At 49.0% G+C, this 13,548-nt stretch carries 13 protein-coding genes and 1 tRNA gene; 9 read left to right on the plus strand and 5 right to left on the minus strand.

Going from position 1 to position 13,548, the window contains the following annotated elements; translation table 11 throughout:
• Positions 1 to 413 precede the first annotated feature (413 nt).
• The 7 genes from LMG33818_RS06305 to LMG33818_RS06335 all read left to right on the plus strand — a co-directional run bounded on the left by LMG33818_RS06305 (position 414) and on the right by LMG33818_RS06335 (position 6,789).
• A complete protein-coding gene (locus LMG33818_RS06305) occupies positions 414 to 1,358 on the plus strand; it encodes an ABC transporter ATP-binding protein (RefSeq protein ID WP_442322505.1) in 945 nt (314 codons plus the stop codon).
• Positions 1,359 to 2,132, plus strand: a complete 774-nt coding sequence (locus LMG33818_RS06310; RefSeq protein WP_442322506.1) for an ABC transporter permease — start codon at positions 1,359 to 1,361, stop codon at positions 2,130 to 2,132.
• Positions 2,132 to 3,001, plus strand: coding sequence for an NADPH-dependent 7-cyano-7-deazaguanine reductase QueF (gene queF, locus LMG33818_RS06315; RefSeq protein ID WP_442322507.1), 870 nt, complete (start codon positions 2,132 to 2,134; stop codon positions 2,999 to 3,001). Before LMG33818_RS06310 ends, queF begins: the two co-directional genes overlap by 1 nt.
• 301 nt (positions 3,002 to 3,302) lie before the next feature.
• Positions 3,303 to 3,863: a nitroreductase family protein gene (locus LMG33818_RS06320; RefSeq protein WP_442322508.1), complete on the plus strand. Its 561-nt coding sequence runs from the start codon at positions 3,303 to 3,305 to the stop codon at positions 3,861 to 3,863.
• Positions 3,864 to 3,984: 121 nt separating this feature from the next.
• Positions 3,985 to 4,072 (plus strand) — tRNA-Ser (locus tag LMG33818_RS06325).
• 392 nt (positions 4,073 to 4,464) lie between these two features.
• The gene (gene gnd, locus LMG33818_RS06330; RefSeq protein ID WP_442322509.1) at positions 4,465 to 5,439 is read left to right on the plus strand and encodes a phosphogluconate dehydrogenase (NAD(+)-dependent, decarboxylating); all 975 of its coding nucleotides are present in this window, start codon (positions 4,465 to 4,467) and stop codon (positions 5,437 to 5,439) included.
• A 153-nt stretch (positions 5,440 to 5,592) separates the two neighbouring features.
• Complete coding sequence (locus LMG33818_RS06335; protein ID WP_442322510.1) at positions 5,593 to 6,789, plus strand: BaiN/RdsA family NAD(P)/FAD-dependent oxidoreductase; 1,197 nt, start codon at positions 5,593 to 5,595, stop codon at positions 6,787 to 6,789.
• Between the two features lie 229 nt (positions 6,790 to 7,018).
• On the opposite strand, the gene LMG33818_RS06340 is transcribed toward LMG33818_RS06335, so the two are convergent.
• The 4 genes from LMG33818_RS06340 to LMG33818_RS06355 all read right to left on the minus strand — a co-directional run bounded on the left by LMG33818_RS06340 (position 7,019) and on the right by LMG33818_RS06355 (position 10,600).
• On the minus strand, positions 7,019 to 7,303 hold the full coding sequence (locus LMG33818_RS06340; protein ID WP_442322511.1) for a YqjK-like family protein: 285 nt from the start codon (positions 7,301 to 7,303) through the stop codon (positions 7,019 to 7,021).
• Entirely contained in the window at positions 7,303 to 7,734 is a 432-nt protein-coding gene (locus LMG33818_RS06345) for a phage holin family protein (protein WP_442322512.1), read from the minus strand. Before LMG33818_RS06345 ends, LMG33818_RS06340 begins: the two co-directional genes overlap by 1 nt.
• Positions 7,734 to 8,096 carry an ElaB/YgaM/YqjD family protein gene (locus LMG33818_RS06350; protein ID WP_442322513.1) on the minus strand — a complete coding sequence of 121 codons (363 nt, stop codon included), beginning with the start codon at positions 8,094 to 8,096 and terminating at the stop codon, positions 7,734 to 7,736. The genes LMG33818_RS06345 and LMG33818_RS06350 overlap by 1 nt, the downstream gene beginning before the upstream one ends.
• A 404-nt stretch (positions 8,097 to 8,500) precedes the next feature.
• Complete coding sequence (locus tag LMG33818_RS06355) at positions 8,501 to 10,600, minus strand: phospholipase A (RefSeq protein WP_442322514.1); 2,100 nt, start codon at positions 10,598 to 10,600, stop codon at positions 8,501 to 8,503.
• On the opposite strand from LMG33818_RS06355, the gene LMG33818_RS06360 reads away from it, so the two are divergent.
• Positions 10,599 to 10,790 (plus strand): hypothetical protein, encoded by a 192-nt coding sequence (locus LMG33818_RS06360; protein WP_442322515.1) that lies wholly within the window; start codon positions 10,599 to 10,601, stop codon positions 10,788 to 10,790. The genes LMG33818_RS06355 and LMG33818_RS06360 overlap by 2 nt on opposite strands.
• Before the next feature lie 408 nt (positions 10,791 to 11,198).
• On the opposite strand, the gene cadR is transcribed toward LMG33818_RS06360, so the two are convergent.
• The gene (gene cadR / locus LMG33818_RS06365) at positions 11,199 to 11,783 is read right to left on the minus strand and encodes a Cd(II)/Pb(II)-responsive transcriptional regulator (RefSeq protein WP_442322516.1); all 585 of its coding nucleotides are present in this window, start codon (positions 11,781 to 11,783) and stop codon (positions 11,199 to 11,201) included.
• Positions 11,784 to 11,901: 118 nt separating this feature from the next.
• Here cadR and LMG33818_RS06370 point away from each other — a divergent pair, with 118 nt between their 5' ends.
• Positions 11,902 to 12,942, plus strand: coding sequence for a cation diffusion facilitator family transporter (locus LMG33818_RS06370; protein ID WP_442322517.1), 1,041 nt, complete (start codon positions 11,902 to 11,904; stop codon positions 12,940 to 12,942).
• Positions 12,943 to 13,548: the final 606 nt, after the last annotated feature.

Consider the following 13,548-nt stretch of genomic DNA (forward strand, 5'->3'; position numbering starts at 1 on the left):
TCCAAGCGCCTGTATCGCTCATGAGGCTGTGTTTACAAGTCCATGCAAGGTTTATATCAATATTCATTAAGCGTATATACGATATTTGCGTTAAAATAGTGCCCTTTTCCCGTGGCGGTATCTTCAGGCGGTCCCTTTTTATACTGCCTTATGTACGTGTTTTTGAAACCTTGTGTGAAAGGCACGTCAGTTGAAGATTTTTACCGGTTTTCCCATGGCAACTATTGTCGTATCCACGCGCTTTGTTATAGGCGTACCACACACCCTTACGCGTGCTGATGTGTGGCGACGAAGAAAGTTATCCATCGGCAATGCCGCGATACGCTTACCCTCGGGTTTATATCTTTTGATGAGGCGCCTTACTCGGTATGAGCGTGTTTCATTCACATCATCGTTTATGACAGGAGCCGATAATGGCAGAAGAAGCCCTCTCCATTCGAGGCCTGACCAAGGTTTACGCCAATCAGCATACTGCCTTGAAGGGAATTGATCTGGATGTCGCCGCAGGCGACTTCTTTGCCTTGCTGGGCCCTAACGGGGCAGGCAAGTCGACGACCCTGGGGATTGTTTCTTCCATGGTCAACAAGACGAGTGGCACCGTCAAAATCTTTGGCATTGATATCGACAAGGATTTCTCCAGGGCGAAGTATGCCCTCGGCGTAGTGCCGCAGGAATTCAATTTCAATCCCTTTGAAACGGTTGAAAATATCGTGCTGGCGCAAGCCGGTTTTTACGGTATCCCGCGGCGCCAGGCATATCCTCGTGCGCAGCAATTGCTTGAAGATCTGGGCCTGGGAGACAAGCGCCAGCAACAGGCCAGAACGTTATCCGGCGGTATGAAACGCCGCCTGATGATTGCGCGGGCGCTGATTCATAAGCCGCGCCTGCTGATTCTTGACGAACCAACTGCCGGTGTCGATATCGAACTTCGCCGCAGTATGTGGGAATACATGGAGCGTATTAATGCGGAGGAGGGAACGACTATCATCCTCACGACGCACTATTTGGAAGAGGCTGAGGCGTTGTGCCGCAACATCGCCATCATTGATCAGGGGGAGATCGTCAAGCACTCCAGTATGCAGGATCTCCTTGGGGAGCTGGATGTTGAAAGCCTGATCCTCGACTTGAACGAACCACTGGAGGGGGTACCCGACATCCCCGGTTTTGCCGTCGAGAAAATGGAAAACGACAACCAGTTGGCACTCTCCGTGAAGCGTGGACAGCACATCAATGATGCGTTTGATGCGCTTTCACAGCAGGGGATCAAGGTCAACTCCATGCGTAATCGTAGTAACCGGTTGGAAGAACTCTTTGTTTCGCTGGTTGACCACAAGCATTCACAAGGGGGAATCCGTTAAATGTCAGCGCAACAAATCTTCACGGCCTTTTGGACTATTCTGGCGCGCGAGATACGTCGGTTTACCCGTATCTGGCCGCAAACGCTCTTGCCGCCTTCCATTACGATGGCCATGTACTTCCTGATTTTCGGCAATCTGGTCGGGTCTCGTATCGGGACAATGGATGGGTTTCCCTATATCGACTATATCGTGCCCGGGCTGATCATGATGTCGGTGATCACCAATAGCTACTCCAACGTGGCATCCTCGTTTTTCGGTACCAAGTTCCAACGATCCATTGAAGAGTTGATTGTCTCCCCAATGCCCAACTGGGTCATTCTACTGGGCTACGTGGCAGGGGGCTCGGCTCGTGGTCTGTTGGTCGGGTTGATCGTGACCTGTGTGTCACTGTTTTTTACACACCTGCCTATCATGCATCCCTTGCTGACCATTCTGGTCGTGGTGCTGACAGCGCTCTTGTTTTCAACCGGCGGCTTTATCAATGCATTGCTGGGGAACAAGTTTGATGATATCTCCATTGTGCCAGTTTTTGTGTTGACGCCACTGACGTATTTGGGAGGGGTGTTCTATTCCATTCATACGCTACCGGTCTTTTGGCAGCATGTTTCAAAACTCAATCCGATTCTTTATATGGTGAATACGTTCCGTTATGGCATTTTGGGAACCTCGGATATCGCGGTAGGCTGGGCACTCTTGGCTATTGTTGTGTTTAACGTTGTACTCTTCGCCATTACGTTGAGAATGCTGAATCGAGGCAAGGGGATTCGTCACTAATGAGTGAACATTCTGAAACACCTGAAAACACGGGGAAACTGCTGGATGAAGCGCCTTTGGGGCATACCTCTGCTTACCCTTCCCACTATGATGCCGGGCTGCTTTTTCCTATCCCCAGAAGTAGTAATAGGGCATCGTTAGGTCTTGCAGAGGGGGAGGAACTTCCCTTTGTCGGGCTGGACTTGTGGCAGGCTTTTGAGGTTTCCTGGCTTGATATGAAGGGCAAGCCCATCGTTCGTTTGGCGCGTTTTGCCATTCCTGCAAATTCGGAAAATCTGATTGAGTCCAAGTCATTCAAGTTGTATCTGAATGGCTATAACCAGACGCGTTTCCATAGCGAAGGTGATGTACAGGAACGCCTTGAGTGGGATCTGACCGATGCTACCGGTGCCGAGGTGGTCGTCACATTATACAAACTTGGGGATAAGGCTTTTTCAGTACAGGAAGTGGAAGGTACCTGTATTGATGACCTTCCTGTTGAGATCAGCGAATATGAACCAGATGCTGACTTACTAGGCTGTGATGCTGCGCAGATTGTTGAAGAGAATCTGTGTTCACATCTTCTGAAATCCAATTGTCCTGTGACTGGGCAGCCGGATTGGGGGAGTGTGGAGATTTTTTATCGCGGGCCACGCCTTTCACGGGAAGGGTTACTCAAGTACATTGTGTCCTACCGCGGGCATCAGGATTTTCATGAGCATTGTGTTGAACGGATCTATCAGGATCTGTACGCCTGCCTCAAGCCGGATTATTTAGCTGTGATGGCCCGTTATACACGGCGTGGTGGGTTGGATATCAACCCTTGCAGAGCCAGTAGTTTTGATGCATTGAATCCAAAATGGCTGGAAGGTAGAACCAGTCGTCAGTAAATCGTAACAATGACTCACCTCGTCGTGATCATTACTCAGCTTTTTACGTTCGAAGCTGGGAACGATTACATGGCACCGATCCAGTATTGTGTGGGGATACGAGTGCAAGGAGGCTCAGATGTCCGCATGACGTGTTTTATTGATGTATGGTCTTTGAAAAACACGATGACGAGGGTGGTGAGCGTATCGGTACGACGAACAAAGAGTGATTGCTTGTCAGCAGTTGCCTTTCTCACGAAATGCCATTCACGATAAATCCAGGCCAACCTACAAATCACTCGAGCAATGGAGAGTCAGATTGATGGATACAACGACGCTGTTACTTGAACGGCGCTCACATGGAAAGGTCAGCGGCCCTGAACCGACCCGCGAGCAGCTTGATCTGATGTATCGGGCAGCTCTGCGAGCTCCGGATCACAAATCGCTGGCGCCTTTTCGCTTTGTAGAATTGAAGGGAAAAGGGCGCGAGCGGTTGGGTGAACTTTGTATTCAGGCGGAAAAATCGCGCAAACCTGAATCGAGTGAAGAACATCTTCAATCCATCCGGGATAAATGTTTGCGTGCGCCAGTCATCATTGCGGTGATCGCCAAAGTGCAGGATAACCCGAAAGTGCCCCGGGTCGAGCAGGTGGTGACGGCCGGATGCGCAGCGCAGGCGATGCTCTATGCTGCCTACGCTGAAGGGTTGGGCGCCATGTGGCGTACCGGTGATTTTGCCTACCATCCAACGGTGCGGGAAGCCTTTGGTCTTACCCCCATGGATGAGCTGGTGGGCTTTCTCTATATCGGGCAGAAAGTAGGTGAAGATAAACCTGTGCATCCATTGGACCCTGCTGACTTTGTTGATCACTGGGACTCGTAATGCGCTCTCGCCGTTCAGTATCCCGAATAAATTTTAGTCGCTAAAACGTTGAAAAAGCTTGCAAACGGCGCGTTCGCAGGATAAAGTATGCGCCGTTCAATTGGCCCACGGGCCAAGAGCAGGAGAGGTGTCCGAGTGGTCGAAGGAGCACGCCTGGAAAGTGTGTAAGTCGCAAGGCTTCGAGGGTTCGAATCCCTCCCTCTCCGCCACTTAATTCAGAAAAAGCCGTCCCTTATGGGGCGGCTTTTTTTATGTCCGCAGTGTTAAGTCTGGATTTTCACTGAAAGCCTGCGGTTTTCATAAGCCGATTGCTGTTTTTATGTGGCAATAAAGTCACTTTCAATGCATGTAATTTTATAAGACGAAAGTTGTGACTAAATAAGCCTTGTTGAGTAAAAAAAAGGTTGAAAAAACAGCAATTCTGTAAAAAAGCAAACAAATTTACGTTTTTACTAAGACTTTTGGCTAGCAGCATGTTGCTAAGTTTACGAACATAGGGTACCAATACGTCTGTTAATCAATTCATTGTTGGTTCTGATCAGATGTTTCATGTCCTTTTATCATATTGGGGCCGACCAAAAGGTAGTCAGGAGAGAGAGTTGTGAGAATTGGAGTCGTTGGTTTAGGAAGAATGGGCGGTAACATTGCACGCCGCTTGCTTAAACACGGTCATGAATGTGCCGTTTTTGATGCCAACCCTGCATCAGTCAAGCAGCTCTCAGAAGCGGGTGCTGATGGTGTTGATTCCCTCGAAGCGCTGGTCAAGGCACTTCCTGCACCGCGTACTATTTGGCTGATGTTGCCTGCGGGTGAAATCACCAACTCTACGCTGAAAGCCCTTGAAGGCTATCTTGAAAGTGGTGATACCGTCATTGAAGGCGGCAATGCCTTCTACAAGGACGATATTGCCCGCTCCGAACATCTGGCCGGAAAAGGTATCAACTACCTCGACGTGGGTGTTTCCGGGGGCGTGTGGGGGCTTGAGCGCGGTTATTGCATGATGATCGGTGGCAAGAAGGAAGTGTTCGAAAAACACGACCCCATCTTCGCGACCCTGGCCCCCGGTGAAGGCGAGATCGAGAAAACACCAGGTCGTGAAACGCGTGATCCTCGTGTTCTGCAAGGCTACCTCTACTGTGGTCCTGTCGGTTCCGGTCACTTCGTGAAAATGGTTCACAACGGTATCGAATATGGCATGATGCAGGCGTATGCAGAAGGCTTTGACATCATGCGTAACAAAAACCAGGAAAGCCTGCCTGCCAATCAGCGCTATGACCTCGATATGGCAGATATCGCGGAAGTATGGCGTCGTGGTAGTGTTGTTTCTTCCTGGTTGCTCGACCTCATCTCCATTTCTCTGGCCAAGGATGAGTCGCTGGATGAATTCAGTGGTCAGGTAAACGATTCAGGTGAAGGGCGTTGGACCATTGAAGCCGCCATTGAAGAGGCTGTACCAGCCAATGTGCTGACAGCATCTCTTTTCACCCGCTTCCGTTCTCGCTCAGGGAATACCTATGGTGAGAAACTGCTTTCAGCCATGCGTAACCAGTTTGGCGGTCACGTCGAAAGCAAGTAAAATCCCGTGTAGCGTCTGACGTGTCGGGCTGGAAAGGCCTGTTCTCGAGTTGAGAGCAGGCCTTTTTGCGTTCATTTTGATACGACCCGTTTTTGTACAACGCCATGCAATACTGACAAACACCAAAGACACAACTTCAAGGGGTAACACTTGATGGCAGACTGGGACGTCATCATTATCGGGGCAGGCGCAGCAGGCATGATGTGTGCCGCCACGGCAGGATATCAGGGGAAGCGGGTTCTTCTGCTTGATCACGCCAAGCGGGCAGGTAAAAAGATTTTGATGTCGGGTGGAGGGCGGTGTAATTTTACCAATCTGGATGCTTCACCTTCCCACTATTTCTCCGATAATCCCCATTTTTGTATTTCTGCCTTGAAGCGCTATACCCCTTATGATTTTCTTGAACTGGTTGAGCGTCATGGCATAGATCATGTCGAGAAGGCACCTGGCCAACTGTTTTGTGCGGATTCGTCCAAACCTATTGTCGAGATGCTGTTAACCGAATGTGAGTGGGCAGGGGTGACACTGGAATTGGCGACTTCCATTGATGGCATTCATAAACGTGAAGGTCTCTTTGAGCTCACTACACACAAGGGAAATATCACTGCAGAAAAAGTGGTTGTTGCGACAGGTGGGCTTTCGATTCCAACAATGGGGGCTACCGGTTTTGGCTATGAAGTTGCTCGCCAGTTTGGCCTTGCGGTTCTTCCTACCCGACCAGCATTGGTGCCTTTCACCTTAACCTCCCACTGGAAAGCTTTTTTCGACGCATTAGCCGGTATTTCTGTGCCCGTATCAGTAACGTGTAATGGTGTGACTTACCGGGAAGCCCTGTTGATCACGCACCGTGGATTGTCTGGTCCGGCGATGCTCAAGGCGTCCAGCCATTGGTTACCGGGCGATAGTTTGTTCATCAACTGGTTGGATAAAAGTGATAGCCTTGAGGAATTGAAAGAATTTCGACAGGCTCATCCTCGAAAGACCCTTCAGGGTTGGTTAACTCATTATTTCTCCAAGCGGCTCGCGCAGGCATGGGCGAATTCTCTTTCACAAGATACTGGCATGAGCCCGACTTCACCGTTGGCAGAGTGGGGCAATGCAGCATTGGAAGAGGTGGCTCACCGTATGGAACACTGTGAAATCAAACCGGCGGGTACGGAAGGCTGGCGTACCGCCGAGGTGACCATGGGGGGTGTTGAAACCCGGGCTATTTCATCCAAAACCATGGAAGCCAATGACATCTCCGGCCTCTATTTTATCGGTGAAGTACTGGACGTGACGGGGCAGCTTGGGGGGTACAACTTCCAATGGGCGTGGGCATCCGGTGTCGCCTGTGGCCTAAGCATTTAGGCCTAAACATTCGATTAATCAAAAAAGAACCCACGTCCTCGGAAGAGGATACGTGGGTGGATTTAGGGGACGGCGTGCCTTTTGATTCTGCCCTCTGTTTCTCTCTTCCATGAGAGGGCATTACCCAGCCATAACCCTGTTATAAACTATACCCGTGCTAATAACTAAAGCCGTGTTAATAACTAAAGCCGTGCTAATAACGACAGTTATGCTAGAAGCTATAGTCATGTTATAGAAGACGGCGTACATTTCGGGCCAATGCATAGAAGCCGATACCTTTGCGCGCTATCCTGACCAACTTGTGAGGACTGCGTTTAAGGTAACGTGCCAAGACCACGCCGCCCACCAGTAGAATCGGCTTTTTAAAATACATTAGCCGGGATGCAGCATGGTCAAAAGAGGCCGTTGCATTCAGCCACTCCTCGTTGGCCTCGCGTAATTGACGGCGATTTTGCTGGATTCGCTGTTCAAGAATACGACGCTGTTGAGCAAGTGAACGAGGTTTGTCTGCCATCAGTCTTTATCCCTTTGAAGCTGACGTCCCATCGAATGCTTGTCCAATTCCTCTTCAATATCTGACTTGTCTTCACTCATGAGTGAAAGCGTGGTGCGAAGAAGCGTTGGGCGGCTGGCAAGCACCTTGACTCTAATAGCGAGAATAATGGCCAGGCCGAGCAGGACACCTGCTGCACAGCCAATGGCCAGCAGACGATGCGTATCCCAGAAATAGACCACAATCCACAGGATGACCATACCGATACCAAAGAGCCCCAACAGAACGGCAACGAAGGTATTGATCAGCAATGAAAAAAAGCGGTCTCGCTCTTCCTGCAGTTCAACGACTGCCAGGCGAAGCCGAGCCTCACCTGCGCTCAATAAAGTGGCGATGAGCCGTTTTGAGGCATTGAAGACGGAGACAGCGGGGCCTGTGCGTTTTTCAGCCATTAACGTCGTCCTATAAGAATACCAATGGCAAAACCAGCGACTGCCGCGATTCCAACGCCGCGCCATGGGTTATCCTGTACATAGGAATCTGCGCACTGAAAAGCGTCGCGACCATGTTCCTGGATGGTCTCCTGACCGGATTTCAGACGATCCCGAATATTGTTGCCATGTTTTTGAAAACGTTCTTTCACTTCAGCGAGACGTGAGCCGGCTTCATCACGAAGTTGGTCCAGCTGTTCGGCTGAATCATCGGCACTGGAGGAGATGAACTGCTCCAGCGTATCTGACAGAGTGCGGATATCATCTTCCAACTGCTCGATGGAACGTGCACTCTGATCCTTGATCTCTTTTTTTGAAGCCATGGTTCAATACTCCCAACGTGTGTGATCAACCTGCCAATGTACTTGTCTAGTAATAAGTGAGCCCAGTAGTAAGTATTTTAGATCTTTACCAAAGGCACGGTAAATTTCACCGTGTTTTTCTATAACAAGCACTTATCGTGAGTTTTAGGTATAGCGGTAGTGCCTTGTATTTGCAAGCCTTCTTTCCACTATTAGATGAGGTGGAAGACTCTGGAATGAGAAGAGTTACGCGTGAGTGACATGCTATTCACGTATATAGAAAAAAGATTACATAGTGCTACATAACCTGTAAGCGGATCCTGTTCTCGAACAGGTGATCGTTTGCTCTGCAGCAGGTAATGGATAGAAAATTGATGTTGGGGTTTGGTAAGCAAGAGGTATTGATCATGCCTCCCATCGCTGTGCTACAGATTGATATTATTGAACGAGATACCGATCCCAAAACGCTGAACATGATGATTGTAATCGATCATGCTTTCACCATAACCATTGTAATATTGCAAGTAACCATGCAATTTCGACCATAGCGGGAAGGAGTATTCGAGCTGATTGCCATAATGCCCTTTGCCCGGGTTGCCAACAATGGACCAGGTAAATTCATTGTTATCACGTGTGTAGGCAAACATGATGCGCGCATAGCCCACGTAGTCTTCAATGGAAGGATTGTTGTCACTCGATTTTGATTCTGGAATTCGCCACCATGGACGTACGCTGATTTCCATTGGGCCCCGTGCAAATACTGATTCCAGAAAGAGGCGGTTCCAGCTGCGTGAGATAGGGTCGGAACGGCCATTGGATTCATGAACAAAGCCAAAGGAGTTTGATGTATTGGTCCAGCCCAGAAACGACTTGTTATTAGTAAACTGGACAAACAGCTCTGGTTCGTAATTGGTCTCTCGGAAGGGAGAGGACGCCGAAGAATTATAGGCCTGCCACCATGAGCGCTGGGTATAGGCAACATACAGATTACCATTGTGATGGTAGAGGTTATGCCACAGGCGTGCCTTGATACTGAGCTGGAACTTGATTTCATTATGATCAGGTGAACTGTTTGGCGCGACCTGATGGAAATTGCGCTGATTCAGATGGTCAGTATTATACGCGATCGGCAGGATATAGTTGCGCCGATAGGTCGAGAGCGATAAGGGATTGTTCTCTGCCTGACGTTCGAAGTAGGTTTGTGCAGCTCGTTCGCGTTCCAGATCGGTCATTGGTACGGCTTGAGCCTGATAATACTGGTTGATCGTTTGGTGAGCCTGTTCCGAAACTTTCAGGGTATGAGCATCTGCACCCGAGGTTGTCCTGCTCGCGGGGGGCTGGGCTGTTTTTGAATGTGCTGGAGGTAACGGCGTGGACAGCCGATCAGAGAGGTCAGAATCCGGACGCTGAGCAATCATCCCGTTCAGAAGGGGGCTCCCTGTTGTATCCGATGACACATCCTTCGCATGATCATTCTTGTTGACAGAAGCCAGACCCGTTGTGGTGGACGCATGGGTTGTCTTGCCGATAGAGGCATCGTAGACAGGCACATGCCTTGTGTCATGCATGTTGAGGTTGCTTTCGCCGGGTGCCAAAATTCTGTTCAACGTCGGACTGGTGCCTGAGGTGTCTGCTGTACCAGGGAGAAGAGGATTGAAACTGAAGCCAAGGCCTACACGATTCACACGGTGATTGTAATCAATCAGGCTTTCACCATACCCGTTGTAATATTGAATCATGCCACGTATTCGCCCCCAGAGGGGGAAGGTATAGTCCACTTCAGTACCCAGGCGCCCGGTAAAAGGATTCCCCATCGCATTGATTGAAAATTCCTGATCGCCCTGCGTGGTGTAGAGCACTCCTATCTGACCATATCCCAAATACTTTTCAATATTGGGATTGTTATCACTTTTATGGGAATCTGGAATACGCCACCAGGGCTTAAGCGAAATGGCCCATGGGCCACGCTGTAAGATAGCCTCTGCATACAGGCGGTTCCAGCTGCGCGATGCCGTATATTTTTCATCATGAACATTTCCGCCACGCCCGTTGGATTGATGAAGGAAACCAATTCTGTTGATGGTGTTCACCCAACCAAAATAGCGTTTGTGATTGGTAAAGCGCAGAAAGAGTTCGGGCTCGTAGTTTGTCTCTCGGAAGGGGGCGGAATCCTTGGCGTTATATGCTTGCCACAAGGAAAATTGTGTGTAACCGAGGTAAAGATCGCCATTGTTGTTGAACAGGTTTTGCCCCAGCGCCACTTTCAGACTGATCTGGTACTTGACTTCGGTGTGTTGTGGAGAGTAGTTGCCTGCTGCACGGTAAGCCTGAAGGTTAGGCAAGTGCTTGTCGTAATCGAAAGGTAAAAAATAGTTGGGTAAATAGGTCGAAATGGCCAGCGGATTGGCGTTTGCCTCTGAATCCAACTGTAGCGTCTTTTGTGCCAACGCCTGAGATTGCTGTTCAGGCGTTGGCTCTGCCAAGGCATGCCCCTGTACTCCCTCGGCCCTTGCAGGTGAGGTCATGGCGATAAGCATCACTTCTACTATCAAGGACAGCAGCAAACGTGATGATGGGGCAGATACTGACATTTTTTACTCTTTTGGCTCTCTAACTGTAAAAGACGCTGGCTGTGAACGACCTTGGCCTATTAATGACGTAATAGCTACTTTATTTATTAATGGTTTTGATTTATCGATGGTTTTAATTTATTGATGGTTTTGCTTCCTGAACCTGTTATCGCTCGATATGAGGACGACCTGATGCTGCTGCAACACAGGACACGGCGAGCATCCCTCAATGCTGAATTATGGTGCTACGTACCCGGTTCGCCAGTAAATATCCCGATAAAGGTATAGCGAATAGAGTATTTCATGGACATGGATGTCGCTACTATTTCATAAGTGCTATCTCATAAATCCCATTTTATAAATGCTATTTCATCGGTACTGTCTCACAGATACTGGCTAACAGGAACTATTTCACAGGAACTATTCTAGAGCTTTGTATTTCGGGACAGTGTACATGTTCTGAGTATTCAAAAAATGGTTTACAGGACTGCCTGTGGGTCGTTAATTCATTGAAACTGGCAAATCGAAACTGACAAATCATCATTTGTGGTCGTTAGTGTGAATGTGTACCGCCCACGGATTTATGCGTCGTAGATGCAGAATTTTTCGACGCGAATTGCTTTACGGTACTTTCCTCCTCCAGTACCGTGAGGATGCCGCAGTGTTCACCCTGGCGTTCCCCTCCACAATACCCTTGTAATTCGACCAACTGATTTCGCAATGCCTGCAGTTCACCGATGCGATTCTCGACATGCTGGAGGTGTTCATTGATGAGCCCCGATACCTGGCGGCATTGATCTGTTGATATATCGCGCAAGCCGAGGAGGGCACGAATTTCATCAAGCGTCATATCCAGCGCGCGGCAACGGCGGATAAAACGCATCCGCTCAAGATGATGTTCTCCATAAAGGCGGTAATTACCCCGGCTACGTATCGGCGTTGGTAACAAACCCTCACGCTCATAATACCGAATGGTTTCAACTGCACAGTCCATCTGTTTGGCCAATTCGCCTATTTTCATTGGATCTTTCATACCATCGGATACCGTCATTGTGCGGGTGGAATCGGTATCAGTTTCAGTTGAACAGTTTTCGATAGTATCCATCTGCGGTACTTTATTGTTTTTTTTATGGTCCATGGCTTGACCCTGTAGCAGTTGTAGAGTGTTAACTATGCCGTATTAAAGGTAAAACGCAAGAAAAATCAAAGGTGTCATGTAACAAGATACGCCTGACACTCTGATTGAGGAGCGGACAATGAGTCATACCCATCACCAGGCTTCAGATAAATCTGGAGATAGCCAGCAGGCCCCTGATCATTCCCATTCTCATACCCATGGGGATTCGCACGATCACGGGGGCTCACATGGACATTCCCACAGCCACGGGCATGGACATTCTCATGTGGGCGAAGTGACTGCCGATAGTGAGCAACGCGTATTCTGGGCCATGTTGATCACACTCGCTTTTATGGTAGTGGAGATTCTGACCGGGCTGTTCAGCCATTCGTTGGCGCTGATTTCGGATGGTATCCATATGTTGAGTGATGCTTTCTCGCTGGGCCTGGCGCTTTTCGCATTCCGTCTGAGCCGGCGCCCATCCAATGCGCGTCATAGTTATGGTTATCAGCGTATTCAGGTATTGTCAGCCTTTACCAATGGATTGGTATTGTTACTGATCGGCCTATGGATTGTGATTGAAGCAATAGAACGACTGTTTTCACCGGAAAATGTGGCCGCAACCCCCATGCTCGTGGTAGCGATTATCGGATTGATCGTGAATGGCGTGTCATTCTGGATTTTGGAGGGGGGCGAACACGACAATATCAACCTGAAAGGGGCTGCCTTGCATGTGATGGGGGATTTGCTCGGTTCGGCAGCTGCAATAATTGCGGCCATCATCATTAAGTTGACCGGTTTTAATGAAGCAGATCCGCTGCTCTCCATTCTTGCCTGTATTTTGATTTTACGAAGTTCCTATGCCGTACTGCGTCGCTCTTCCCATATTTTACTGGAAGGGGCACCTGAGAAAGTTGTCCCTGACGACGTGCGACAGACCCTGGGTAGTGTCGAAGGGGTTACCAGTGTCCATGATCTGCATTTATGGAGTCTGACGGATAACGATATTCTGTTGACTGCCCATTTGGTTATTGTAGAAGAGCGGGTCGATAATCGTGTTTTGGCCGAAGCCCATCAAATGTTGGCCGAGCACTTCGGGATCGAGCATGCGACGTTGCAGATCGAGAAAGCCGGCCCGGGAAATGAAGAGGCTTGTTCCCATGGTGTGCTTCATCCCTGATCCGTCAAGCGGGTGACGATGTTGCAGGTTGCTCGCCCTTGAGTGAGGAAGCCCTACGACTTGTCGCATCCACCCTCCAATATTCAGGAACTCCTTTTTTTACAGCACTTCTTATGATTTACAGCACTTCTTATGATTTATAGCACTTCTTATAGCTAGCACTGCACTTCATTGGCGCGGTGTTTTTTTATATCCAGAGGAGGGTATCCATTGGCTCTGCTAACTGCATGCCGCCCTCCGTAATTCACCTCACCATGAGTGAATGGCCTAGTGGCAAGCATAACTTCTTTGTTTTCCTTTCGTAATAATACTGCCAGTTTGCGCCTCTCTTCAGGTAAACTTGCGCTTTTATATTTATACTCTTTTCATTGGCTCATCCCCTTATCCAGTTTATGGCAGTATGACTGCTGGCTATCGGTCCATAGTCCACTAGGCCTAGTCCACTAGGCATAGTTCACCGGGCATTTGACAATTCGGTATTACATCGATACATCCGATGAACGATTGAATGTATGAAATGAGTTGATGAATCCAGCAGTAATATGACATTTTCAGTCATGATTTTTTTGGTGGTCATGGTTTTTGGCAATGGTTGTTATGTCCGGA

It is taken from the genome of Cernens ardua (assembly GCF_051251085.1).
GTDB classification, from domain to species: Bacteria; Pseudomonadota; Gammaproteobacteria; order Pseudomonadales; family Halomonadaceae; genus Cernens; species Cernens ardua.

Excerpts from the sequence above, each read along its gene's own strand:
- LMG33818_RS06305 (WP_442322505.1), top strand. The coding sequence starts at position 414 with ATGGCAGAAGAAGCCCTCTCCATTCGAGGCCTGACCAAGGTTTACGCC.
- LMG33818_RS06310 (WP_442322506.1), top strand. The coding sequence starts at position 1,359 with ATGTCAGCGCAACAAATCTTCACGGCCTTTTGGACTATTCTGGCGCGC.
- queF (WP_442322507.1), top strand. The coding sequence starts at position 2,132 with ATGAGTGAACATTCTGAAACACCTGAAAACACGGGGAAACTGCTGGAT.
- LMG33818_RS06320 (WP_442322508.1), top strand. The coding sequence starts at position 3,303 with ATGGATACAACGACGCTGTTACTTGAACGGCGCTCACATGGAAAGGTC.
- LMG33818_RS06335 (WP_442322510.1), top strand. The coding sequence starts at position 5,593 with ATGGCAGACTGGGACGTCATCATTATCGGGGCAGGCGCAGCAGGCATG.
- LMG33818_RS06340 (WP_442322511.1), bottom strand. The coding sequence starts at position 7,303 with ATGGCAGACAAACCTCGTTCACTTGCTCAACAGCGTCGTATTCTTGAA.
- LMG33818_RS06345 (WP_442322512.1), bottom strand. The coding sequence starts at position 7,734 with ATGGCTGAAAAACGCACAGGCCCCGCTGTCTCCGTCTTCAATGCCTCA.
- LMG33818_RS06350 (WP_442322513.1), bottom strand. The coding sequence starts at position 8,096 with ATGGCTTCAAAAAAAGAGATCAAGGATCAGAGTGCACGTTCCATCGAG.
- LMG33818_RS06360 (WP_442322515.1), top strand. The coding sequence starts at position 10,599 with ATGGCGATAAGCATCACTTCTACTATCAAGGACAGCAGCAAACGTGAT.
- LMG33818_RS06355 (WP_442322514.1), bottom strand. The coding sequence starts at position 10,600 with ATGACCTCACCTGCAAGGGCCGAGGGAGTACAGGGGCATGCCTTGGCA.
- cadR (WP_442322516.1), bottom strand. The coding sequence starts at position 11,783 with ATGGACCATAAAAAAAACAATAAAGTACCGCAGATGGATACTATCGAA.
- LMG33818_RS06370 (WP_442322517.1), top strand. The coding sequence starts at position 11,902 with ATGAGTCATACCCATCACCAGGCTTCAGATAAATCTGGAGATAGCCAG.